General features: G+C 71.2%; 19 protein-coding genes. 15 read left to right on the top strand and 4 right to left on the bottom strand.

Features of this window, described 5'->3' with window-relative positions; translation table 11 throughout:
- The first annotated feature begins 38 nt into the window (after nucleotides 1-38).
- Both GUY60_RS08310 and GUY60_RS08315 read left to right on the top strand, forming a co-directional pair.
- Entirely contained in the window at nucleotides 39-653 is a 615-nt protein-coding gene (locus GUY60_RS08310; RefSeq protein ID WP_161695424.1) for an ATP-binding protein, read from the top strand.
- Nucleotides 654-811: 158 nt separating this feature from the next.
- The gene (locus tag GUY60_RS08315) at nucleotides 812-1,789 is read left to right on the top strand and encodes a DUF5926 family protein (protein ID WP_161695426.1); all 978 of its coding nucleotides are present in this window, start codon (nucleotides 812-814) and stop codon (nucleotides 1,787-1,789) included.
- Nucleotides 1,790-2,046: 257 nt separating this feature from the next.
- Here the strand turns inward: GUY60_RS08315 and GUY60_RS08320 are convergent, their stop codons facing one another.
- Both GUY60_RS08320 and GUY60_RS08325 read right to left on the bottom strand, forming a co-directional pair.
- Nucleotides 2,047-2,646, bottom strand: a complete 600-nt coding sequence (locus GUY60_RS08320) for a hypothetical protein (protein WP_376771184.1) — start codon at nucleotides 2,644-2,646, stop codon at nucleotides 2,047-2,049.
- Between the two features lie 113 nt (nucleotides 2,647-2,759).
- Complete coding sequence (locus tag GUY60_RS08325) at nucleotides 2,760-3,425, bottom strand: bifunctional DNA primase/polymerase (RefSeq protein ID WP_161695430.1); 666 nt, start codon at nucleotides 3,423-3,425, stop codon at nucleotides 2,760-2,762.
- 621 nt (nucleotides 3,426-4,046) lie between these two features.
- On the opposite strand from GUY60_RS08325, the gene GUY60_RS08330 reads away from it, so the two are divergent.
- The 3 genes from GUY60_RS08330 to GUY60_RS08340 all read left to right on the top strand — a co-directional run bounded on the left by GUY60_RS08330 (nucleotide 4,047) and on the right by GUY60_RS08340 (nucleotide 8,209).
- On the top strand, nucleotides 4,047-5,429 hold the full coding sequence (locus GUY60_RS08330) for a PP2C family protein-serine/threonine phosphatase (protein WP_187369962.1): 1,383 nt from the start codon (nucleotides 4,047-4,049) through the stop codon (nucleotides 5,427-5,429).
- 239 nt (nucleotides 5,430-5,668) lie between these two features.
- Entirely contained in the window at nucleotides 5,669-7,129 is a 1,461-nt protein-coding gene (locus GUY60_RS08335; RefSeq protein WP_161695434.1) for an aminopeptidase P family protein, read from the top strand.
- Between the two features lie 288 nt (nucleotides 7,130-7,417).
- Nucleotides 7,418-8,209 (top strand): alpha/beta fold hydrolase, encoded by a 792-nt coding sequence (locus GUY60_RS08340; RefSeq protein ID WP_312866224.1) that lies wholly within the window; start codon nucleotides 7,418-7,420, stop codon nucleotides 8,207-8,209.
- Between the two features lie 83 nt (nucleotides 8,210-8,292).
- Here the strand turns inward: GUY60_RS08340 and GUY60_RS08345 are convergent, their stop codons facing one another.
- On the bottom strand, nucleotides 8,293-9,240 hold the full coding sequence (locus GUY60_RS08345; RefSeq protein ID WP_161695437.1) for a threonine/serine dehydratase: 948 nt from the start codon (nucleotides 9,238-9,240) through the stop codon (nucleotides 8,293-8,295).
- 257 nt (nucleotides 9,241-9,497) lie between these two features.
- On the bottom strand, nucleotides 9,498-10,010 hold the full coding sequence (locus tag GUY60_RS08350) for an ATP-binding protein (protein WP_161695439.1): 513 nt from the start codon (nucleotides 10,008-10,010) through the stop codon (nucleotides 9,498-9,500).
- Nucleotides 10,011-10,286: 276 nt separating this feature from the next.
- Between GUY60_RS08350 and GUY60_RS08355 the strand changes: the two genes are divergently transcribed.
- The 10 genes from GUY60_RS08355 (at nucleotide 10,287) to GUY60_RS08400 (ending at nucleotide 21,057) form a co-directional block, all read left to right on the top strand.
- The gene (locus tag GUY60_RS08355) at nucleotides 10,287-11,129 is read left to right on the top strand and encodes a hypothetical protein (protein WP_161695441.1); all 843 of its coding nucleotides are present in this window, start codon (nucleotides 10,287-10,289) and stop codon (nucleotides 11,127-11,129) included.
- Between the two features lie 263 nt (nucleotides 11,130-11,392).
- Nucleotides 11,393-12,127: a YcnI family copper-binding membrane protein gene (locus GUY60_RS08360; RefSeq protein WP_161695473.1), complete on the top strand. Its 735-nt coding sequence runs from the start codon at nucleotides 11,393-11,395 to the stop codon at nucleotides 12,125-12,127.
- A gap of 83 nt (nucleotides 12,128-12,210) precedes the next feature.
- On the top strand, nucleotides 12,211-12,879 hold the full coding sequence (locus GUY60_RS08365) for an SCO family protein (protein ID WP_161695443.1): 669 nt from the start codon (nucleotides 12,211-12,213) through the stop codon (nucleotides 12,877-12,879).
- On the top strand, nucleotides 12,876-13,388 hold the full coding sequence (locus GUY60_RS08370; RefSeq protein WP_161695445.1) for a copper chaperone PCu(A)C: 513 nt from the start codon (nucleotides 12,876-12,878) through the stop codon (nucleotides 13,386-13,388). Before GUY60_RS08365 ends, GUY60_RS08370 begins: the two co-directional genes overlap by 4 nt.
- A gap of 14 nt (nucleotides 13,389-13,402) precedes the next feature.
- Nucleotides 13,403-15,463 (top strand): copper resistance CopC/CopD family protein, encoded by a 2,061-nt coding sequence (locus tag GUY60_RS08375; protein ID WP_161695447.1) that lies wholly within the window; start codon nucleotides 13,403-13,405, stop codon nucleotides 15,461-15,463.
- A 4-nt stretch (nucleotides 15,464-15,467) separates the two neighbouring features.
- Nucleotides 15,468-16,787, top strand: a complete 1,320-nt coding sequence (gene efeB, locus GUY60_RS08380) for an iron uptake transporter deferrochelatase/peroxidase subunit (protein ID WP_161695449.1) — start codon at nucleotides 15,468-15,470, stop codon at nucleotides 16,785-16,787.
- Nucleotides 16,788-16,853: 66 nt separating this feature from the next.
- The gene (pheA, locus tag GUY60_RS08385; RefSeq protein WP_161695451.1) at nucleotides 16,854-17,789 is read left to right on the top strand and encodes a prephenate dehydratase; all 936 of its coding nucleotides are present in this window, start codon (nucleotides 16,854-16,856) and stop codon (nucleotides 17,787-17,789) included.
- A gap of 600 nt (nucleotides 17,790-18,389) precedes the next feature.
- Complete coding sequence (gene serS / locus GUY60_RS08390) at nucleotides 18,390-19,667, top strand: serine--tRNA ligase (RefSeq protein WP_161695453.1); 1,278 nt, start codon at nucleotides 18,390-18,392, stop codon at nucleotides 19,665-19,667.
- Nucleotides 19,668-19,705: 38 nt separating this feature from the next.
- A complete protein-coding gene (locus GUY60_RS08395; protein WP_246234500.1) occupies nucleotides 19,706-20,704 on the top strand; it encodes an HAD family hydrolase in 999 nt (332 codons plus the stop codon).
- The gene (locus GUY60_RS08400; RefSeq protein WP_161695455.1) at nucleotides 20,701-21,057 is read left to right on the top strand and encodes a DUF488 domain-containing protein; all 357 of its coding nucleotides are present in this window, start codon (nucleotides 20,701-20,703) and stop codon (nucleotides 21,055-21,057) included. The genes GUY60_RS08395 and GUY60_RS08400 overlap by 4 nt, the downstream gene beginning before the upstream one ends.
- The last annotated feature ends 154 nt before the right edge of the window (nucleotides 21,058-21,211 follow it).

A 21,211-nucleotide genomic window follows, 5' to 3' on the forward strand; every position in this document is an offset into this window, starting at 1 on the left:
GTGCACCGGCGCGTTCGGTCGGTACGCGATCGTCACGAGTGCGTCACCAGAGGATGATTGGCCGGTTTCCGGTCCAGTCCAGTGGGGCATTCAAACCGTGGCGTGGGGCAAAGGAGGTCTCGGGGGTGGCGTTGGTGGTGGCACAGGAGGTGCCCGCGTTGTCGAGCATGGCCGTACCCCATGGCCCTGCGGGCGTGGGCAAGGCGAGGCACCGGATGCGTGATCAGCTGCGTATCAGCGGGGTGTCGGACACGGTCATTGACGATGCTGTCCTGATCCTTTCGGAACTGCTCAGCAACGCGTGCCGGCACGGCCGGCCGCTGGGCCGCGGATCACTGGTCGGGGACGGAGACGTGCGCGCCGCGTGGCGCGTGGGTCCCGCGGGCCGGCTGACGGTGGAAGTGACGGACGGCGGCGGTCCCACCCGACCGGTTCCGGCCACACCTTCGGTCACCGCGCACGGCGGCCGCGGGCTCAACATCATCACGGCCCTGGCCGACGACTGGGGCGTCAGGGACGACAGCGCGGACGAGGTCACCGTCTGGGTCGTCCTCAAGGACGCCCTCCGCCGCCCCGATTTCGCTACGCGCGTCGCGGCCCCCGCGGGCGCCGCCGGACTCGAATTCGCGGAGCGCTGCGAGGACTTGGCCTGAGCGCGGCGCCGCCACGGGGCCGGGTCCGTCCCGCGCCCCGCGGCGAACCGCCGCCGGGCACACTCGGCACCCGCTCTGTCCACAGGGCCCCCGGTCCTCCCGTACGAACGGCTAGGCTCGCGCCGTACGCAGGAAGACGTCACCGGGAGACACCCACGATGGCCAAGAAGCGCCCCCAGACCAAGGGCCAGCCCAAGGGCAACAAGGCACAGCTCACCGATGGAGAGATCCCGGTCGTCGGTGCCCGCGAACCCTGCCCCTGCGGCTCCGGCCGCCGGTACAAGGCGTGCCACGGCCGCGCCGCCGCGCACGCGGTGACCGAGCTGGTGCACCGCCCCTTCGAGGGCCTGGCCGGCGAAGGCGACTGGGTCGCGCTGCGCGAGCTCGTGCCCGCGGCGACCGTGCGGCTCACCCTCAAGGACGGGCTGCCCGAGGGCGTCCCCTCCGTCACGCTCGCGACGGTGCTGCCGATGGCCTGGCCGGGGCTGCGCCGCGAGGACGGTTCCGTACTGCTCGGCCTCCAGAACGACATGGCGTCCGGCGACCTCAGCCGTGACCTGGCTGACACCCTCAAGCAGGCCCTCGCGACCGAGCCGGGCAACCCGGTGAACGGCCGCCGTGCCCCCGCCGAAGGCCCGCGACTGCAGGATCTCCTCGACCCGGCCGCCGCGTTCGAGCCCGAGGTGCACACCGGCTTCGAGTTCTGGGTGCCGGACTCGGAGAGCGCCACACCGGACGTCGCCGCCTCCCTGGAGCGCGCCAACGCCGCGGCGATCCCCACCGTCAAGCTCACCGGCGTGGACGCGGCGTACTGGTGCGAGACCCCGGAGAAGAACCACCTGCGCTGGGTCATGCCGCACCCCGAGGAGCAGCTCCTCGACGCCCTTGCGCGGCTGCACGCGGCCGGCACCTCCAGCCTGGGCGAGGGCACCCGTCTGGTCGGTTCGTTCCGGGCGCACGGCCTGATGGTCCCGGTGTGGGACCTGCCGAGCGGGGTCACCGCTGCCGACGTGGAGAAGCCCGCCGCCGAGTTCGCGGAGCGCCTCACGGCCGCCCTCGCCACCGACGCCCCGCTGACCCCCGACGAGCGCCGCGCCCGCGGCGGCCTCACCAACCGCCAGGTCACCCTGAACTGATCAAGCACTGAACCGCACACACCGGGCCGGAACGGGCCCGGTGCGGGTCCGGATCAGTACCGAAGCGGCCGGGAACGTATGACTCGCGTCACAACTCCCGGTACGCACAGGTAAATCCGTGTCCGAATAGCTGAGATCGAATTTGCGAACCGCAGATCTCTTGTTACCGTTCAGGTAGCCCGGTCGCTGGTGCATCCCCCGTCGCCAGCGACCGGGCCCTTCCATTTCCTGGCGCGGCAGCCCTGGCGGCCCGGTGGTCAACTCCCGGGCGTACGCGCCGAGTTGCTCCCGGAGCGCAGCAGCAGCGGCCGCTCCTGATCTTCACCCGCAGACCCTTCAGGGGCCGCGAACTCCGCGATCGCCGAGTAGGCCGAGGCCGCTCCCCGCGCGGGCTCACGCGGTGTCTCACAAGCCCCCGGCTCGTCGTCGGCGCCCACGGCACAGTGGATCTGCACGGTCCGGCCCTCGGGCCCCATCAACGTCAGCACGGAGCTGAGCCGGCCGGCGGTGGCATTGCGGTAGTACGTCCGCGCCCAGATGTCGCCGGACTGTTCCAGGACACAGGTCTGCGCTTCCACCCCGCCGGGAGAGGCGAGTTCGGGTCCGCACCGCGCCGCGGTTGTGAGGCCGAGCCCGGAGAGCAGTCCGCCGTCGGCCTTCTCCGGCCCCTCCGCGGGGTGCTGCTCAGCCGGGGACTGCCCGGCCGAGGGCTGCGCGGGGCGGCTTCCGCTCTGCTTCGCGTCGTCCTGCACACCGCCGTCACCCCCCGGCGCGGGTTCCACCGAGGGGCCGGTCGGACCGGCGAGCGCCCCGGCGAGGGGCAGGGAGGCGGTGAGTGCCACGGCGGCCAAGAGCACCGCCAAGCGAGCTCGCTGCAAAGGGACCCACCTGCTCGACTGCTACGGGGGAAGGGAGAGCCCGAAGATATCGGCGGATCACAGGTGGCCGGAGCGATCCGCGCCCAATTCCCCTACAACTCGGGCGCGCTCACACCCGTACGAGTGAGGGTCTCGACGAGGACGTCAAGGACCGCCTCGACGCCGGGCACCCAGGGGCTGGCGGAACCGGGCAGCGGGGCGCGCTCCCAGCGGACCTGTCCCTGGCCCGTCTCGGAGGGGGGCAGCACCACATAGCCGCCTTCGCCGTGGAAGCGCAGCGAGCCGGGCACCCAGTCCTTGGCGTAGAGCAGTTCGCCCAACTCGGCCAGGGAGTAGGGCGCGACGAGCAGGAACCAGCGGTCGGGGGCCGCGACGACCGGGCCGATCCGGACGCCCGCGCGGTCGAGCGCGGTCAGGGCGCGGGCCGCCGCGAGGGCGGGCAGGCTGACGGCGCAGGGGCCGGGAGCTCCGGTCGCCATGACGATCGGCGCGGTGGGGCGGTTGGTCCACCACCAGCGCACCATGCGCTCGTCGGTGGTCGCCGCGAGGAGGCCCGGGTCGAAGGGGTGCTCGCCCGGCACCGTGCAGTCGGCGTCGGGGCAGGCACAGCCCGGCGCACCGGTCTGCTTCGGCCCGACCCCTGGGAGCACCGGCCACTGCCAGGCCGTGGCGAAGGTCAGGGCTGCTCTGATCTGGTCAGACCTGCCACCGGAGCGCTTCGACCGGAGCTTGCGTCGCCTTCCGAGGATCTCGCGCATGAGCGCTCGTTCCTTTCCGTTGAACGCCGAGGGCCACATCACACCATGCGTGCATCAGTTCACCGTGCGTACAAGTCGGCGCTTCACACCCCAGGCACGAGGCATGGGGAACCCCTATGGGTCGAGCGTTGGCTGTGCTCCATTAAAGCCTGGCGGAGGGTGGCGCGCGCATGGCGTTTGTCTGCCCGTTGCGTATGCCGTGTGCGTTTGCTCGCTGTGCTCGCAGTCCCGCCGCTTCCACCATCGGAGAGTGGGGAGCGGCCGCCGCCGGTTAAGACGCGGAGGTCCGGTGCCAGGTTCCGGGACGGCCCAACTGCCCCTGGTCTACACCGAGTACGTACCCATCACGACCGCTGTGACGCCGTGTTGAACAAAGCCAGTCGACCGCAATATGCCCTTACTGCTGTCACTTTTCGGCCAACTTCCAATTAGCCACCACAACACAGCACAGACACTCCACCCTGCCTCTGAAACCCCACTAGACACCAGCAATCCCAGCTGGACAATGCTGGACATCCCATCACCAGGCCGTGTACATCTGGAGGCATTGCCGGCGGCGCAGAATGTCAGGGGGTTTGCGATGCTTTTGAGCAATACGCACCGACCCGAAAGTCGGTTGCCATGAACGCCCCGCACCTTCCGAAAGTGGCTGGAATCGATTCAACGGTTCCCGCGCCCGCTCAGACGGCCCCACCTGCCCTCGCCGCCCCCGAAGTCGCCGCACCACCCCCTGGTGCCGCACTCCAGGACCGGCTCGCCGGCTGGGTCTCCGACCTCACGACGCTGCATGAACTCACCGAGCGCCTGGCTCGTACGGGCAGCCTCGACGACGCCCTCAAGGAGCTGCTGCACGCCGGTGCCGCCCTGGTCGGCGCCCGCCGCGGCCTCGTCGTCCTGGAGCCCGCCGACGGCCAGGGCCCCGACACCACCATCGGCCTCGGCCTGGCCCACGCGGACCTCGGGCACATCGAGACCGTGCCGCGCAGCGCCACCTCGTACGGCCGCATCCTGGACGGGCTGCCCGACGGCGAGACGGAGATCGCGAGCCCCGATCTGCTCGCCGACGACGGGCTCGACCCGCGCCACCGCGAGGTCGCTGCCCGCCTCGGCTACGCCGCGAGCTACGCGGTACCGCTGGCCACCACCGCCGCGGGCCGCCTCGGCGCCGCGGTCTGGCTCTACGACGAGCCGGCCGAACCGGTGGAACGCCAGCGCCATCTGATCGGCCTCTACACCCGGTACGCGACCGAGCACCTGGCCCGGCTGCTCGAACTGGAGCGGGCCCGCGACACGTTGGCGACCGTCGCCGAGGAACTGCTGCCCAGCAGGCTGCCCCGGGTCGCCGGCGTGCAGCTCGCCGCCCGGCACAGCACCGGCCCGCGCGGTGGCGGCGACTGGTACGACGCGCTGCCGCTGCCGGAGGGCGCGCTCGGCCTCGCGGTCGGCTCGGTCACCGGTTCCGGGCCGAGCGCGGTCGCGGCGATGGGACGGCTGCGCGCCTCACTGCGCGCGTACGCCGTGATGGAGGGCGAGGATCCGGTCGCCGTCCTGTCCGATCTGGAACTCCTCCTTCGGCTGACGGAACCGGCCCGTAGCGCCACCGCGCTCTTCGCCTACTGCGAGCCGCGCCAGCGCAAGATCGTCCTTGCGGGGGCGGGCCACACGCCGCCGCTGATCATCGGCGAGCGCCGGACCGAGTTCGTGGAGACCTCGCTCTCGGCACCGCTCGGCATGCTGGCCTGCTGGGAGGCGCCCAGCGTCGACCTCTCGCCCGAGCCCGGCGAGACGGTGCTCCTCTACACCGACGGCCTGCTGCACCGCACCGGCGACGCCATGGACCGGGCCTTCGCCCGGCTGCACTCGGCGGCGTCCGGCGTGCCCCGGTCGATCCGGGACGACCCCGGCGCCATCGCCGATCACGTGCTGCGCACGATGCTGCCGGACGGCCTCGACACCGCGGACAGCCGCGAGGACGTCGTCCTGCTCGCCGCTCGCTTCGAGTGATCACGCACTTATAGAGCCGGTTTTCGCGCTTGTAGTGCCGGATTCCGCGGCTGTAGCGCCGGTTTTGGCAGCTATAGAGCCGGATTTGTGTAGCCGTAGCGCCGGATTTGGCAGCTGTAGCACCGGCTTTCGCGGTCGGCTGCACGGGTGACGTTGGCCATAGGTCAGAAGACCCTGGGACGCCTTCCGTACGGACATACGATGGAGGGCGGTCCAATGTCGTACTGAGGAGGCAGACCGTGGCCGAGCAGCTCACCCCGGAGACCCCGGAAGAGTCTGAAGAGCAGCCGATCAAGCAGCGCAAGAACGGCCTGTACCCGGGCGTGTCCGACGAGCTCGCGGCCAACATGCAGTCCGGTTGGGCCGACACCGAGCTGCACGACCTGCAGCCCGTCGCGCAGGCCGAGCACACCGCCCGCCGCCGTGCCGCACTGTCCGCGCGCTTCCCCGGCGAGCGCCTGGTGATCCCCGCGGGCAACCTGCGGACCCGTTCCAACGACACCGAGTACAGCTTCCGCGCCTCGACGGAGTACGCGTACCTGACCGGCGACCAGACCGAGGACGGCGTCCTGGTCCTGGAGCCGAAGAACGGCGGCCACGAGGCGACGATCTACCTGCTGCCGCGCTCCGCCCGGGAGAACGGCGAGTTCTGGCTGGACGGCCAGGGCGAGCTCTGGGTCGGCCGCCGCAGCTCCCTCACCGAGGCCGGGACGCTCTACGGAATCCCCGCCTCCGACGTCCGCGAGCTGGCGGCTCAGCTGGCCGATTCGACCGGCTCGACCCGAGTCGTCCGCGGCCACGACGCGGGCATCGAGAAGGCCCTGACCGACAAGGTCACCGCGGAGCGGGACGAGGAGCTCCGGGTCTTCCTGTCCGAGGCCCGCCTGGTCAAGGACGCCTTCGAGATCTCCCAGCTGGAGCAGGCCTGCGCCTCAACGGCCCGCGGCTTCGAGGACGTCGTACGCGTCCTGGACAAGGCCGAGGCCACCAGCGAGCGCTACATCGAGGGCACGTTCTTCCTTCGCGCGCGCGTGGAGGGCAACGACGTCGGCTACGGCTCGATCTGCGCCGCCGGCCCGCACGCCACCACCCTGCACTGGGTGCGCAACAACGGCCAGGTCCGCTCCGGCGACCTGCTGCTCCTGGACGCGGGCGTGGAGACGAACGAGCTCTACACCGCGGACGTGACCCGCACCCTGCCGATCAACGGCCGGTACAGCGAGCTGCAGAAGAAGATCTACGACGCGGTGTACGAGGCCCAGGAGGCCGGCATCGCGGCGGTCAAGCCGGGCGCCAAGTTCCGCGACTTCCACGACGCTTCGCAGCGGGTGCTCACCGAGAAGCTGGTCGAGTGGGGCCTCGTCGAGGGCCCGGTCGAGCGTGTCCTCGAGCTGGGCCTCCAGCGCCGCTGGACCCTGCACGGCACGGGTCACATGCTCGGCATGGACGTCCACGACTGCGCGGTCGCCCGCACCGAGGCGTACGTCGCGGGGACTCTCGAGCCCGGCATGTGCCTGACCGTCGAGCCGGGTCTGTACTTCCAGGCCGACGACCTGACGGTGCCGGAGGAGTACCGGGGCATCGGCGTCCGCATCGAGGACGACATCCTCGTCACTGAGGACGGCAACCGGAACCTGTCGTCCGCGCTGCCGCGCCGGTCCGACGAGGTCGAGGCGTGGATGGCCGAGCTCAAGGGCTGACCTGGTCCGTAGTAGTTCGTAGACAGTCGTTCGTAGTCCGTAGTCCGTAGTCCGCAAAGGCCGGGCACCGCTCGGGGGTGCCCGGCCTTTGTCATGTCCGGGGTCGTAATCCGGGGTCACGTCCGGGGTCGTGTCCGAGGTCGATATTTTCCTAGCGGTCGATACAGAAAGCGTGCTACATTTTTTCTGTAGGGATCGATACGGAATGCTGGAACGAGGGGGAGCTCCATGTCTGCGTCTGTGCGTGCGCCTGGTCCTGTACGTGTGCGAGTGCCTGAGACCGTGCCCGTGTCCGCTTACTCCCGGACCGTCCGGGGCACCGGACCCGGACTGCTCCTCGCACACGGCGCGGGCGGCGGCATCGAGGCCAACTTCGGGCCGATCGTCGAGGGCCTCGCCGCGGACCACACCGTCATCGGCGTCGACTATCCCGGCACAGGCGCTACGCCACGTTCCGAACAGCCGCTCACGCTGGACGAGTTGGCCGACCAGCTCGTCGGCGCGGCGGACGCGGAGGGGGTCGAGCGCTTCGCGGTCGCGGGGTACTCACTGGGCGGAGCGGTGGCGGTACGCGCCGCTGCGCGGCATCCGCGGCGGGTGACAGCACTCGTTCTCACGGCCACCCTCGCCGAGGCCGACACCCGGTTGCGGCTCGACGCGGAGATCTGGCGGGAGCTGCACGCGTCGGGGCGGTACGACACGTTGGCCAAGTTCCTCGTCTCCAAGGCCCTGAGCCCGGCGGCGCTCTCCGCGCTCACACCCGAGGAGCTGGCGGCCACCGTCGACGGGACGCGCGAGACCGTCCCCGTCGGCAGCGGCGATCACGCCGAGTTGGTCACGCGCGTGGATGTACGCGACGACCTCGCCACCGTGGCCGCTCTCGGCATCCCCGCGCTGGTCGTCTCCACCACGGCCGACCAGCTCGTACGGCCCGCGCTGCACCGCGAAGTGGCGGCTCTGCTGCCCGGCGCGCGGTTCGCCGAACTCGACTCGGGGCACCTGCCGTTCGTCGAGCGGCCCGAAGAATGGCTCGACCTCATATCCGGGTTCCTGAAGGAGGTCGAGGGCGCCGCGTCCTGACGCCGGGCGGCTGAGCCGTGGCTTCGGTGGGGGCTTCGCTGACGGCTTCGGTGGCAGCCGCGTCGCGGGCGGCCGAGGCTGTGTCAGGCGTGCACGAGGTCCGACGGGTCGGTGTTCGCTCCGCACAGGATCACGGCGACGGTCTCGCCTTCGGCCGGCTTGTACGCACCGGAGGTCAGGGCGGCGAAGCCGGCGGCGGCGCCGTGCTCGACCACGATCCTCCGGTCGTCCCACAGGAGTTGGCGGGCGGCGACGATGTCCGCGTCGTCGACGAGCACCGAGTCGACGCCGTCGCCCTGGGCCCAGGGCAGCGCCATCGGCGTCACGCGGCGGGCGCCCAGCGAGTCGGCGGCGACCGAGTCCACGGGGACGTCCACCGGTTCACCGGCCTCGAGCGCGGCGTTCAGGGCTCGGGCGCCGTGAGGCTCGACGGCGACCACACGGATGCCGTGCTCGTGCGCGGCCGCAGCGACACCGGTGAACAGCCCGCCACCGCCGACCGCCACGAGAACCGTGTCGACCGAGGGGAGTTGTGCGTGGATCTCGTCAAGCAGGGTGCCCGCGCCCGCGGCGATCAGCGGGAGACCGTAGGCGTGCGACTCCAGCGCCCCGGCCTCGGCGGCGAACCGCTGTGACTCCTCGAGGGCCTCTGCGTACTCCGTGCCGACCTGACGTACCCGGGCTCCGAGCCGCTTCAGCTTGGCGACCTTCACCGGAGGGGCGGTCTCCGGGACGAAGACGGTCGCGGTGACACCGTGCCGGGCGGCGGCCCAGGCACAGGCAAGGCCGGCGTTGCCACCGCTGGCGATGACGACACCGGCGTCGGGCATGGTGCCCGCGTCGAGATGGGAGGTGATGAAGTTGAGCGCTCCACGCGCCTTGAACGTGCCGGTGTACTGGAGGTACTCGTGGGCGAACCAGACATCGGCACCCGGGAACTCGGAACGGACGGCCCGGCTCAGGGCGACCCGGCGGAGCCGGCCGGAGAGACGGGCGGCCGCGGAGAGCACATCGCTGTAGGTGATCGTCACGGGAGAGGGCTCCAGTTCCGGGGGAAGCGGACGAAGGTCGGCGCCGAAGATCGACACGACCAGCGTCGCACGAGGTCCCGCGAGCGGAAGCCGAGTGCGCAGGTCCTGCGGAGGCTCGGGTGCTGGGAGGGCTCGGGTGCTGCGAGGGCTCGGACGCTCAGGTCACTCAGGTCACTCAGGTGCTCAGGTGCTGCAGAGCCTCGAGTGCTGCGGAGCCTCAGGCGCTCAGGCGCTCAGGCGCTCAGGCGCTCAGGCGCTCAGGCGCTCAGCAACGGTGCGTCCGTGCGCCACTTGAGGATCTTGTCGAAGCTGACCACCGCACCGCCGCGCCCCGGCCTGTTGTCGAACGAGGCGTGGTCGGCGATCTCCTGGATCAGGCACAGACCCCGGCCGTGCTCGGAGCTCTCATCGGGACCGGAGAACCGCCGCCCCTGCCCCTCGGCGCGGTCCGGCGGGAAGCCGGGGCCGGAGTCGGTCACCTCGATCCGGCACATCTCACCGTCGAGATAGGCGGTCACCCGGAAGCCGCCGGACGAGGAGGCGGCGACCGTGATGTCCGCGTCGCGGCTGAGGTCGAGGCCGGTCTCGTGGGTGGCGGTGCGGCCGCCGTGCTCGACCGCGTTGGCGCAGGCCTCGCTCAGAGCGACAGAGAGATCGTAGGAAATGTCTGGATCGACGCCGGCCGTCTCCATCGTGCCGAGCAGAAGGCGCCGGGCGAGCGGCACGCTCGCAGCCTCGCGCCGCAAGTGGAGGGACCACCAGATGCTCATGCTCCAGCCTCCTGGCCGCGGCTCGACATACCGATACCTATTGCCGCGACCGACCGCGTATAAGCGCAGAGTTGACGTGATGCCGCCCATACGGCGGATGTGCGGGACATACGGCACGAGATACGGGGTGCATGCCGGGACGTGTGGGGCGTATGCCGCCGAGCGCGGGCCGGTTGTGGGCGGGTGGGATCGACCTGCCGAAGTGCGAAGCGACCTTTCGGACCTTGCGGACCTGCCGTATGTACTGCCCAGAGCCAGTGCGATGATGACCCGGTCATGGCTGCCCCCCTTCCGCGCGCATCGCGCGAGGCGCGCAAGACGCGCGAGACACGCCCCGGAGCAGGTCTCCGGGCGCTGAGGGCCGCGGTGTTCACCGCGGTCTGTGTCGCGCTGTCCGCGGGCGGTCACATCCTGGCCTCTTCCTCCACGGTCCCGCTGTGGTCGCTGGCCACCGGGTTCCTCGTGGTGCTGGTGGTGGCACTGCCGCTGGCCGGGCGCAGGCGTTCGCTTCCCGGCATCGCCGCCTCGCTGACGGTGGGGCAGCTCGGGCTGCACGCGCTCTTCGAGGTCGGACAGCAGGGCACGCACACCGCACCCGCCTCGGCGGACGCCGCATTGATCGAGCGGGCCGCGCACCTGGTGTGCGGGGCCGGTGCCTCCGTGATCAGTCCGGCGGAGGCCCGCCGGATCCTCACATCCGCGGGGCTCGACCCGAGTTCCACAGCTGGGGCGCACGTTCACGGCGGCGGGGCCGCGGCCGCTGTGCAGAGCGCGGCGCCCGGCATGGACATGAGTCTCCTGCCCGAGGTGCCCATGCTGCTCGGGCACCTGCTCGCCGGGCTCGCCGCGGGCTGGTTGCTGCGTCGCGGCGACCTCGCCCTGCTGCGCCTCGTGGAGCTGTCGACGTACGGGGTCGAAGAGGGGGCGTTCGTCCGTTCCCTGCGGGGTGCGCTGGCGCTGGTGCGGGTGCTGTGCGTGGGCCTGCCCGCGCTGCCCGGTACCGGGGTGGGCATGCCGCGCGGCACACAGTGGGCGCGGTGGCAGCCGCGTACCGCGGTCCTCGACGACACGGTGATCCGGCGCGGACCACCCGCGTCCGGTTTCGGACTCGCCGCCTGACGCGGTCGCACCTCTCGCAGTTACGGAGGGCGTCGCGCCACGCGCGCGTGCCCGTGTGTTCCTGAGCCCTGGCCCCGCGATGCCTGCCCGATGTCCACGCGATATCCGCGCGATGTCCGCGCAACGCCTGCGTGACGTCTGCTGTTTCGCGGCCTGTGCTCTGCGCTGTGTGCCCGCGTACCGCTGTGCGCGGTGTCGCGCCGCGCGCCCTTCACCGTTCCCACTGCCGAAAGTGGAGTGTCTCTGCCATGTCCGTCATGCCCATGCACCTCAAGCGCGTCGCCGCCGCCGGTGCCGTCGCCGCTTCCGCCGTCCTCGTTCTGTCGTCCCCGGCCTTCGCGCACGTCAGCGTCCAGCCGGAGGGCGAGGCCGCGAAGGGCGGCTACGCCACGGTCAACTTCAAGGTGCCGAACGAGCAGGACGACGCCTCGACGACCAAGGTCGAGGTGAACTTCCCGAAGAACCACCCGCTCGCCTCCGTGATGCCCCAGCCGGTGCCCGGCTGGGACGTGAAGGTCACCAAGGCGAAGCTGGACAAGCCGATGGAGATGCACGGCCAGAAGATCGACGAGGCCGTCTCCAAGGTCACCTGGACCGCTGACGACAAGGGCATCGAGCCCGGTACGTTCCAGCAGTTCCCGGTCTCCCTCGGCGCGCTGCCCGAGAACTCCGACCAGCTGGTCTTCAAGGCCCTGCAGACGTACTCCAACGACGATGTCGTCCGCTGGATCGAGGAGCCCAAGGAGGGCGCGGCCGAGCCCGAGTCGCCGGCGCCCGTCCTGCAGCTCACCGAGGCGGCCGACGAGCACGGTGGCGCCGCCGCGGACAAGGCCTCGGCCGACTCCAAGTCCGGTGAGGACGCCACCGAGCAGGCCGCGGCCGACAGTTCCAGCGACGGGCTCGCCCGTGGTCTGGGCATCGCCGGCATCCTCGTCGGCGCCGCCGGCGTGGCCTTCGGCGTACTGGCCGGCCGGCGCCGCGGCGAGTCCGCGAGCTGAGACAGCGGTGCGCGGCGGGGGCAGCAGGATCCGCCCCCGCCGCGTACCGGACCATCACCGACACCACCCTGGGAACACCCGTCATGCGCAAGAAGACCGCCCTCGCCGTCACCGCCCTGTTCGCCGCCGCCTCGCTGACCCTGTCCGCGTGCGGCAGTGCCGAAGACGCCGACAAGCCCGTCGCCGACGTCTCCTCGCAGACCGGGGACAAGGCCGCGACCGTGCTCGACCAGCCCTTCGAGAAGCCGGACCTGGTTCTGAAGGACACGCAGGGCAAGGAGTTCGACCTGCGCGAGCAGACCAAGGACAAGCCGGTGCTCATGTACTTCGGGTACACGCACTGCCCCGACGTCTGTCCGCTCACCATGAGCAATCTCGCCGACGCCAAGCGGCGCCTGGCGCAGAAGCTCCCCAAGGACGAGCTGGCCAAGCTGCAGGTCGTCTTCGTCACCACCGACCCGGAGCGGGACACCCCGGCGGAGCTCGGCAAGTGGCTGAAGGCGCAGGACCCCTCGTTCATCGGTCTGACGGGTGACTTCCCGACCATCCAGGCGAGCGCCCGGACCGTCGGCATCAGCATCGACGCGCCGAAGAAGGAGAAGGACGGCTCCGTCACCTCCATGCACGGCAAGCAGGTCATCGCGTTCTCCCCCAAGAGCAACGCGGGCTACGTCCTCTACAACGGCGAGGAAGCCACCGCCGACGACTACGCCAAGGACCTGCCGAAGATCATCAAGGGAGAGAACCCGTGAACCCCCGTACCACCCTCGTCGTCGCCATAGCCGCTGTCTCGGCTCTGGCGCTGGCGGGCTGTTCCACCTCCGACGGCCCGGACAAGACCTCGGCGTCCGGGAAGACCGCAGAGTCCGGGAGGACCGCAGCGGCGAACGCGAAGCCCGAGCTGAGCGTGACCGGCGGCTACATGCCCGCGCCCGTCACCAAGGACATGGGCGGCGGCTTCCTGACCGTCACCAACAAGGGGGGAGCCGACAAGCTCACCTCGGTCACCACCGACATCTCCGACGAAGCCACGCTCCACGAGACCGTCGACCAGAAGATGAAGAAGGCCGACTCCTTCGACATCCCGGCGAACGGAACCCTGGAGCTCGGCCGCGGCGGGAACCACGTCATGTTCGTCGGCCTCAAGAAGCTGCCGAAGGAGGGCGACAAGGTCGCCGTCGAGCTGCACTTCGAGAAGTCCGCGCCGATCGAGGTCGAGCTCGACGTGGAGTCGGCCACCCACAACCCGAAGAGTCACTGAGGGACTGAGAGTCGATGCTGCCCACCGCTCCCCGCCTCGGCCGTACCGGGCCCCGCCTCGGCCGTACCGTGCCGCTGCTGCACCTGGTGCTGCTGTTCGTGGCCACCGCCGGCGCGCTCCTGGCAGGTGCCACTCCCGCGTCCGCGCACGCCGCGCTGACCGGGAGTGACCCGAAGCAGGGCGCGGTGGTGCAGCAGGCTCCCGAAGTGGTGACCCTCCAGTTCTCGGAGCAGGTCTCCATGTCGGACGACTCGATCCGGGTCCTCGACCCCAAGGGCAAGCGGGTCGACACCGGCAAGCTGCGCGAGCTGGGCAGCGGCGGCACCGTCAAGTACGGCGTCGGCCTGCACAGCGGCCTGCCCGAGGGCACCTTCACGGTCGCCTGGAAGGCCGTCTCCGCGGACAGCCACCCGATCTCCGGCGCCTTCAGTTTCTCCGTCGGCGCCCCATCCCAGACCAGCGTGGCGCTGCCGGAGCAGCAGGCCGGCGGTGGCACTGTCGGCACGCTCTACGACATCGCGCGGTACGTCTCGTACGCGGCGTTCGCCCTGGTCGTCGGCGCCGCGGCGTTCGTCCTCGCGTGCTGGCCGCGCGGGGTCGCCGTCACCGCGCTGCAGCGCCTGATCGCGTACAGCTGGGTCGCGCTCGCCGGGTCGACGGTGGCGCTGCTGCTGCTGCGCGGGCCGTACACCGACTCCGGGAAGCTCGCGGACGTCCTGAACCTGGGCCTGCTCGGCGAGGTGCTCAACACCAAGACCGGCGCCGCGCTCATCTCCAGAATGCTGCTGCTCGGCGCGGCCGCGCTGTTCATCGTGGTGCTCTTCGGGGCGTACGCGAAGCGCGAGGACCCGGCCGAGAAGCGGGACCTCACCTTCGGCCTCGCCGTCGGCGGCGGTGTCGTGGCGGCCGGGATCGCCTCCACGTGGGCGTTCGCCGAGCACGCCTCGACGGGCATCCAGACCGCGGTCGCGATGCCCGTCGACGTACTCCACCTGCTGGCCGTCGCCGTGTGGTTCGGCGGTCTGACGGCGCTGCTCGTCGCGCTGCACCGGGCGCCCGCGGACCAGCCGGTCGGCCGGAACGCCGTCCGCCGCTTCTCCCGCCTCGCCTTCGGCTCGGTCCTCGTCCTGGTGGCGACGGGCCTCTACCAGTCCTGGCGCCAGGTCGGTTCGTGGAACGCCCTGGTCTCCACGGCGTACGGGCAACTGCTGCTCGTCAAGATCGGCCTGGTCGTCGTACTCGTGGGGCTCGCGTCGATCTCGCGGCGCTGGACCGCGCGTCTCACCGACGGCGGGGCGCACGTGGTCGAGCAGCGGGCCGCGGAGAGCGCGCCCACGCGGGACGCGCCCGCGGACGAGCCAGTGAGCGTGGGGGCGGGGTCGGGTTCCGGCGCCGGCGCCGGTTCCGTTGAGTCGGCGCGGCCGTCCGCCGAGGACGCACCCGAGCCCGAGCCCGCGACCGAGCCCACACCCGAAGGCGACGACAGCGACCGCGACGAAGACCCCGTGCGTGCCGCGCAGCTCGCCCGGCAGCGGGCCGCCGTGGCCAAGGCCGGGGAGAAGCGGGTACGCGACGCCGACCCGGACCGCTCAGGTCTGCGTCGCACGGTGCTCGCGGAGGCGGCCGTCGCCGTCGTCCTGCTCGCCGTCACCACGGTGCTGACCGCCACCGAGCCCGGCCGCACCCAGGAGCAGGTCGACAAGGCCGGCGCCGCGGGCAGCGTGGTGGCCAGTGGCCCCGTGAAGATCGAGCTGCCCTTCGACACCGGCGGCCAGGACGGCAAGGGCACCCTCCGCCTGGAGCTCGACCCGGCCCGTACGGGGGCCAATACGCTGCACGTCTACGCCGAGCGTCCGAACGGCAAGGCCTTCGACCTCCCCGAGGTCAAGCTCGCCTTCACGCTGAAGGCAAAGGACGTCGGACCGCTCCCGGTCGCGCCCGACCGGGTCTCCACCGGGCACTGGAGCTCCACCGGCGTCCAGATGCCGATGCCGGGCGACTGGCAGCTCTCGGTGACCGTGCGCAGCTCGGACATCGACCAAGTGACCGTCCACAAGAACGTGAAGATCGGCTGACGCCATGGCTGTTGACGACCGCGACCGCACCTCCACCCACACGGATTCCGGCCTCCACGCGCGCGTGGAGCTCTCCCGGCGCCGGTTGATCGGCACGGTCGGCGCGGCCGGGGCCGGTGGTCTCGCGCTCGGCGCGGTGGGCGGGGTGGCCGGGCACGCGGCCGCACAGCCGGAGCCCGGAGCGGGGCTCGCCTCGGTGGGCGGCACCGAGGTGCCGTTCACCGGCGAGCACCAGCCGGGCATCACCACGCCGATGCAGGCCCGCGGCCATCTCATCGCCTTCGACCTGGCGCCCGGCGCGGGCCGCAAGGAGGCGGCCGCACTGCTGCGCCGCTGGTCGGCGACGGCCCGCCGCCTCATGGCGGGCCGCACCGACGCGCGGGACAGCGCGGTCGCGCTCGACGCGGGACCGTCCTCGCTGACCGTCACCTTCGGCTTCGGCCACAGCTTCTTCGGCCGTACGGGACTGGCGAAGCAGCGGCCCTTCGCGCTTGACCCGCTGCCCGCGTTCCCCGCCGACCGGCTTGACGCGCGGCGCAGTGACGGCGATCTGTGGGTGCAGATCGGGGCGGACGACGCGCTCGTCGCCTTCGACGCGCTGCGCGCCCTGCAGCGGGAGGCGGGCGACACGGCCCGGGTGCGCTGGCAGATGAACGGTTTCAACCGCTCGCCCGGCGCCACCGAGAAGCCGATGACGACCCGCAATCTGATGGGCCAGGTCGACGGCACCAACAACCCGAAGGAGTCCGAACCCGACTTCCGTAAGCGGATCTTCGTCCCCGCACAAGGCACTTCGGGCGGCTCAGCAGGCACTTCGGGCGGCGCGGCGGACCCGGACTGGATGGCGGGCGGTTCGTACGCGGTCGTACGCCGTATCCGGATGCTCCTCGACGACTGGGAGAAGCTCTCGCTCGGCGACCAGGAGCAGGTCATCGGGCGCCGGAAGTCCGACGGCGCCCCGCTGACCGGGGGTTCGGAGACGACGGAGCCCGACCTCGACAAGGTCCGCGCCGACGGCAAGCCGGTGATAGCGGCCAACGCGCACGCGCGTATCTCGCGGCCGGACGAGAACGGCGGGGCGGCGATGCTGCGCCGGCCCTTCTCCTTCCACGACGGGTACGACGAGGACGGCGTGCCGGACGCGGGGCTCCTCTTCATCTGCTGGCAGGCCGACCCGCGCCGCGGCTTCGTACCCGTGCAGCGCAAGCTCGACCGCGGTGACGCGCTCTCGGCGTTCATCCGGCACGAGTCGAGCGGTCTCTTCGCGGTGCCCGGAGGCGCACGTTCCGGTGAATACGTGGGCCAGCGGCTCCTGGAGTCCTGAGCGAGGGCCCCGGTTTCCGGGCTGTGGCGGACGCGGGGGCCACGTTCAGCGCATTAGGGTGACGGTATGTCGGCGACCCGCTACACGTATCTCGGCCCCGAGGGCACCTTCACCGAAGCCGCCCTGCGCACCCTGCCCGAAGCGGCCACCCGGGAGCTCGTGCCCATGGTGTCCGTGCCCGCCGCGCTCGACGCCGTGCGCAACGGCGAGGCCGCGGCGGCGCTCGTGCCGATCGAGAACTCGGTGGAGGGCGGCGTCACCGCGACCCTCGACGAACTCGCCACCGGCGAACCGCTGATGATCTACCGCGAGGTGCTGCTGCCGATCGCGTTCGCGCTCCTGGTGCGGCCCGGCACAAAGCTCTCCGAGGTCAAGACGGTCACCGGCCACCCGGTCGCGCAGCCGCAGGTCCGCAACTGGATGTCGGCCCATCTGCCGCACGCCCTCTGGGAGTCCGCGGCGTCGAACGCGGACGGCGCCCGCCTGGTGCAGGAGGGGCGGTACGACGCGGCGTTCGCCGGTGAGTTCGCGGCTGTGACGTACGGCCTTGAACCGCTGGTCACCGAGATCCACGACGCGGAGAACGCCGAGACCCGCTTCGTCCTGGTCGGCCGCCCGGCCCGGCCCGCGGCCCCGACCGGCGCCGACAAGACCTCGGTGGTCATCTGGCTCGACGACGACCACCCGGGCGCGCTCCTCGAGTTCCTGCAGGAGTTCTCGGTACGCGGCGTGAACCTCATGCTCATCCAGTCCCGGCCCACCGGCGCGGGCATCGGCAACTACTGCTTCTGCGTGGACGCCGAGGGCCACATCTCGGAACGGCGGGTCGGTGAGGCCCTGATGGGGCTGAAGCGGATCGCCCCGAAGGTGCGGTTCCTCGGCTCCTACCCGCGGGCCGGTGTCACGCCCGACGAGGTGCGGGCGCTGCGCTCGGGCACGACGGACGCGGAGTTCGTCTCGGCGGCGGACTGGCTGACGCGGGTCCAGGACGGCCGGGGCTAGGTCACCGCGCCCCCGCACCTTGTCCTACCTGCGGATTTTCGTTGTCCACAAGGTTATCCACAGGTGGGCTTCTCGACCTGGGGACAAGTCGACAACAACTCACTACATGGTCGACAAATCGCCCTTCGTGCCCCATGTCCGTCCACAGCCGGGCACGTCACCCGTCGTCCACTCAATTCCTTGGATCAACTCTTTGGAGCGAGTCATTTCCACTCGAAAGTGGGTGTGCGAGGGGTTTGCACCGGGAATCCTGAGGCCCGCACCAGGCATTCGGAATGATCACTTCCCGCGTCCACAGATCTTTCGCACAGCCTGTGGATAACTTTTCCCGACCATGGATTCCTGTGGACAAGTGAGCCCCAAGTCCCGTTCCGCACAAGGGGATACGGTCAATCCGGGTCGGCCGCCCTGCCCCGATTCAGGGAATACACCGGTATTTATTGACGCGTCCGCTGCGTCCGCTGCGTCCGTTTCCGGCACCCAGCCGAGGTCTCCCCCGACGACTCCGTCGATCAGTCCGCCCCGTACGAGAATCCCGTATCGGCACGCAGAGGAATATCGGGTCGAGGGCCCGAAGCGGGCACCGGTAGCCTGGGGCGTGTGATTGACCTTCGCCTGCTCCGTGAGGACCCCGACCGTGTCCGCGCTTCTCAGCGCGCCCGTGGAGAGGACGTCACGCTCGTCGACTCTCTGCTCTCCGCCGACGAGCGCCGCAGGTCGTCCGGAGTCCGCTTCGACGAGCTGCGTGCCGAGCAGAAGCAGCTCGGCAAGCTGATCCCCAAGGCCACGCCGGAAGAGCGGGCCGAGCTCCTCAAGCGCGCCGAGCAGCTCAAGAGCGACGTCAAGGCCGCCGACGCCGAGCAGGACGAGGCCAAGGCCGAGACCGACAGCCTGCTGCTCCGGCTCGGCAACCTCGTGCACCCGGACGTCCCGGTCGGCGGCGAGGAGGACTTCGTCGAGCTGGAGACGCACGGCACGATCCGCGACTTCGGCGCCGAGGGCTTCACGCCCAAGGACCACCTGGAACTCGGCAACATCCTCGGCGCGATCGACGTCGAGCGCGGCGCCAAGGTCTCCGGTTCGCGCTTCTACTTCCTCACCGGCGTCGGCGCCCTGCTCGAACTCGCCCTGGTGAACGCCGCGTTGGGCCAGGCCACGGCCGCCGGGTTCACGCCGATGCTGACCCCGGCCCTGGTCCGCCCGCAGTCGATGGCCGGCACCGGCTTCCTCGGCCAGGCCGCCGCCGACGTCTACCACCTGGACAAGGACGACCTGTACCTGGTGGGCACGTCCGAGGTGCCGCTCGCCGCGTACCACATGGACGAGATCATCGAGGCGGACAAGCTGCCGCTGCGGTACGCCGGGTTCTCGCCCTGCTTCCGCCGCGAGGCCGGTTCGCACGGCAAGGACACCCGCGGCATCTTCCGGGTGCACCAGTTCGACAAGGTCGAGATGTTCTCGTACGTCGACCCCGCGGACTCCGAGGCCGAGCACCAGCGTCTCCTCGAGTGGGAGAAGCAGTGGCTGACCTCGCTCGAGCTGCCGTTCCGCGTCATCGATGTCGCCACCGGTGACCTCGGTTCCTCGGCGGCGCGCAAGTTCGACTGCGAGGCGTGGATCCCGACCCAGGGCAAGTACCGCGAGCTGACCTCGACCTCGGACTGCACCGAGTTCCAGTCGCGCCGTCTGTCCATCCGCATGCGGGAGGACAAGAAGGTCAAGCCGCTCGCGACGCTGAACGGCACGCTGTGCGCCGTCCCGCGCACCATCGTGGCGATCCTGGAGAACCACCAGCAGGCCGACGGTTCGGTGCGGGTGCCCGAGGTGCTCCGCCCCTACCTCGGCGGGCGTGAGGTACTGGAGCCGGTCGCCAAGTGAGCTCACTTCCTGGCACGGGGACCGGTACGGGGACCGGCATGGGAACTGGCACGGGGACCGGTACGGGGGATGCCGACGGCACGCGCGTCGTCACCGTCGGCTCCATGAAGGCCGGTGCCGCCGCGGAGGCCGCCGCCCAGCGGGACGCCCTCGCCGCCGCCGCGGCCCCGGGCGCCTTCCCGTACAAGCTGGTGGCGACCGATCTGGACGGCACGCTGCTGCGCTCCGACGAGACGATCTCGCCGCGTACCCGTACCGCGCTCGAGGCCGCGTGCGCGGCGGGCGCGGCGCACATCGTGGTCACCGGCCGGGCCGTGCCCTGGACCCGGCACATCCTCGACGACCTCGGGTACAAGGGCATCGCGGTGTGCGGTCAGGGTGCGCAGGTCTACCACGCGGGCGAACACCGGCTGCTGACCTCGGTGACGCTCGACCGCCAGCTGGCCGGGCTCGCGCTGGCCAAGCTGGAGGCCGAGATCGGTCCGCTCGCGCTGGCCGCGAGCCGGGACGGCGTGGACGGCGAGGTGCTCGTCGGTCCGGGGTACGGCGTGCAGGAAGGCCCGCTTCCGTTCGTGCCGTTCACGGATCCGGCCGAGCTGTGGTCGGCGCCGCTGAACAAGCTGTACATCCAGCACCCCGGTCTCTCCGACGACGCGCTCACCGAGGTGGCGCGGCAGGTCGCCGGGGATCTGGTGGGCGTGACCATGGCGGGCGAGGGCGTCGTCGAGCTGCTGCCGCTCGGTCTCTCCAAGGCGACCGGCCTCTCGCTGGCCGCGCGGCGCCTCGGTGCCAAGGCGGTCGACACCATCGCCTTCGGGGACATGCCCAACGACATCCCGATGTTCGGCTGGGCGGCGCGCGGCGTGGCGATGGCCAACGCCCATGACGAACTCAAGGCCGTGGCCGACGAGTTGACCACGTCCCACGACGACGACGGCATCGCGCTCGTCCTGGAACGGCTGCTGGCCGCCGGGAGCGGCGACGGTGCCTCACCTGTCGACGGTGCCTCACCTGTCGAGGGCGGCGAGCGGGAATGAGCGGCCGCCGGGTCCGTCTGCGCCGGGTGTACGAGACGCCCGCGCCCGAGGACGGCACCCGGGTGCTCGCCGACCGGCTCTGGCCGCGCGGACTGAGCAAGGAGGCCGCGCGGGTCGACGTATGGCCGAAGGACCTGACCCCGTCGACGGAGCTGCGCCGCTGGTACCACGGCCCGGAAGGCGAGTTCGCCGAGTTCCGGAAGCGGTACGAGGCGGAGCTGGCGGGCGACGCGCAGCGGGCCGCGCTCGACGAGGTGCGGGCGCTGGCCGCGCGGGGCCAGGTCACGCTGCTGACCGCGTCGAAGGACCTGGAGCACAGCCATCTGGCGGTGCTCGCGGAGCTGCTGAAGTAGCCGTCCGCAGAGCCGACTTGAGTGCGAGGCGGGGCGGCTCGCAGGGGCGGCTGCGACGGAGTGTGATGACGACTCCGGAGCCTGCCTCCTGCGACCGCCGCTCGGGAGCGTGACAGCCCGCTGATCCGCGGCGCCGCGCTCCTCTCCCCGTCCG

This window comes from Streptomyces boluensis (assembly GCF_009908195.1).
GTDB lineage: Bacteria > Actinomycetota > Actinomycetes > Streptomycetales > Streptomycetaceae > Streptomyces > Streptomyces boluensis.

Coding starts and splice junctions, on each gene's coding strand:
- GUY60_RS08325 (WP_161695430.1), bottom strand. CDS start 3,425: ATGCGCGAGATCCTCGGAAGGCGACGCAAGCTCCGGTCGAAGCGCTCC.
- pheA (WP_161695451.1), top strand. CDS start 16,854: ATGTCGGCGACCCGCTACACGTATCTCGGCCCCGAGGGCACCTTCACC.
- GUY60_RS08365 (WP_161695443.1), top strand. CDS start 12,211: ATGCGCAAGAAGACCGCCCTCGCCGTCACCGCCCTGTTCGCCGCCGCC.
- efeB (WP_161695449.1), top strand. CDS start 15,468: ATGGCTGTTGACGACCGCGACCGCACCTCCACCCACACGGATTCCGGC.
- GUY60_RS08400 (WP_161695455.1), top strand. CDS start 20,701: ATGAGCGGCCGCCGGGTCCGTCTGCGCCGGGTGTACGAGACGCCCGCG.
- GUY60_RS08350 (WP_161695439.1), bottom strand. CDS start 10,010: ATGAGCATCTGGTGGTCCCTCCACTTGCGGCGCGAGGCTGCGAGCGTG.
- GUY60_RS08315 (WP_161695426.1), top strand. CDS start 812: ATGGCCAAGAAGCGCCCCCAGACCAAGGGCCAGCCCAAGGGCAACAAG.
- GUY60_RS08330 (WP_187369962.1), top strand. CDS start 4,047: ATGAACGCCCCGCACCTTCCGAAAGTGGCTGGAATCGATTCAACGGTT.
- GUY60_RS08360 (WP_161695473.1), top strand. CDS start 11,393: ATGCACCTCAAGCGCGTCGCCGCCGCCGGTGCCGTCGCCGCTTCCGCC.
- GUY60_RS08395 (WP_246234500.1), top strand. CDS start 19,706: ATGGGAACTGGCACGGGGACCGGTACGGGGGATGCCGACGGCACGCGC.
- GUY60_RS08375 (WP_161695447.1), top strand. CDS start 13,403: ATGCTGCCCACCGCTCCCCGCCTCGGCCGTACCGGGCCCCGCCTCGGC.
- GUY60_RS08355 (WP_161695441.1), top strand. CDS start 10,287: ATGGCTGCCCCCCTTCCGCGCGCATCGCGCGAGGCGCGCAAGACGCGC.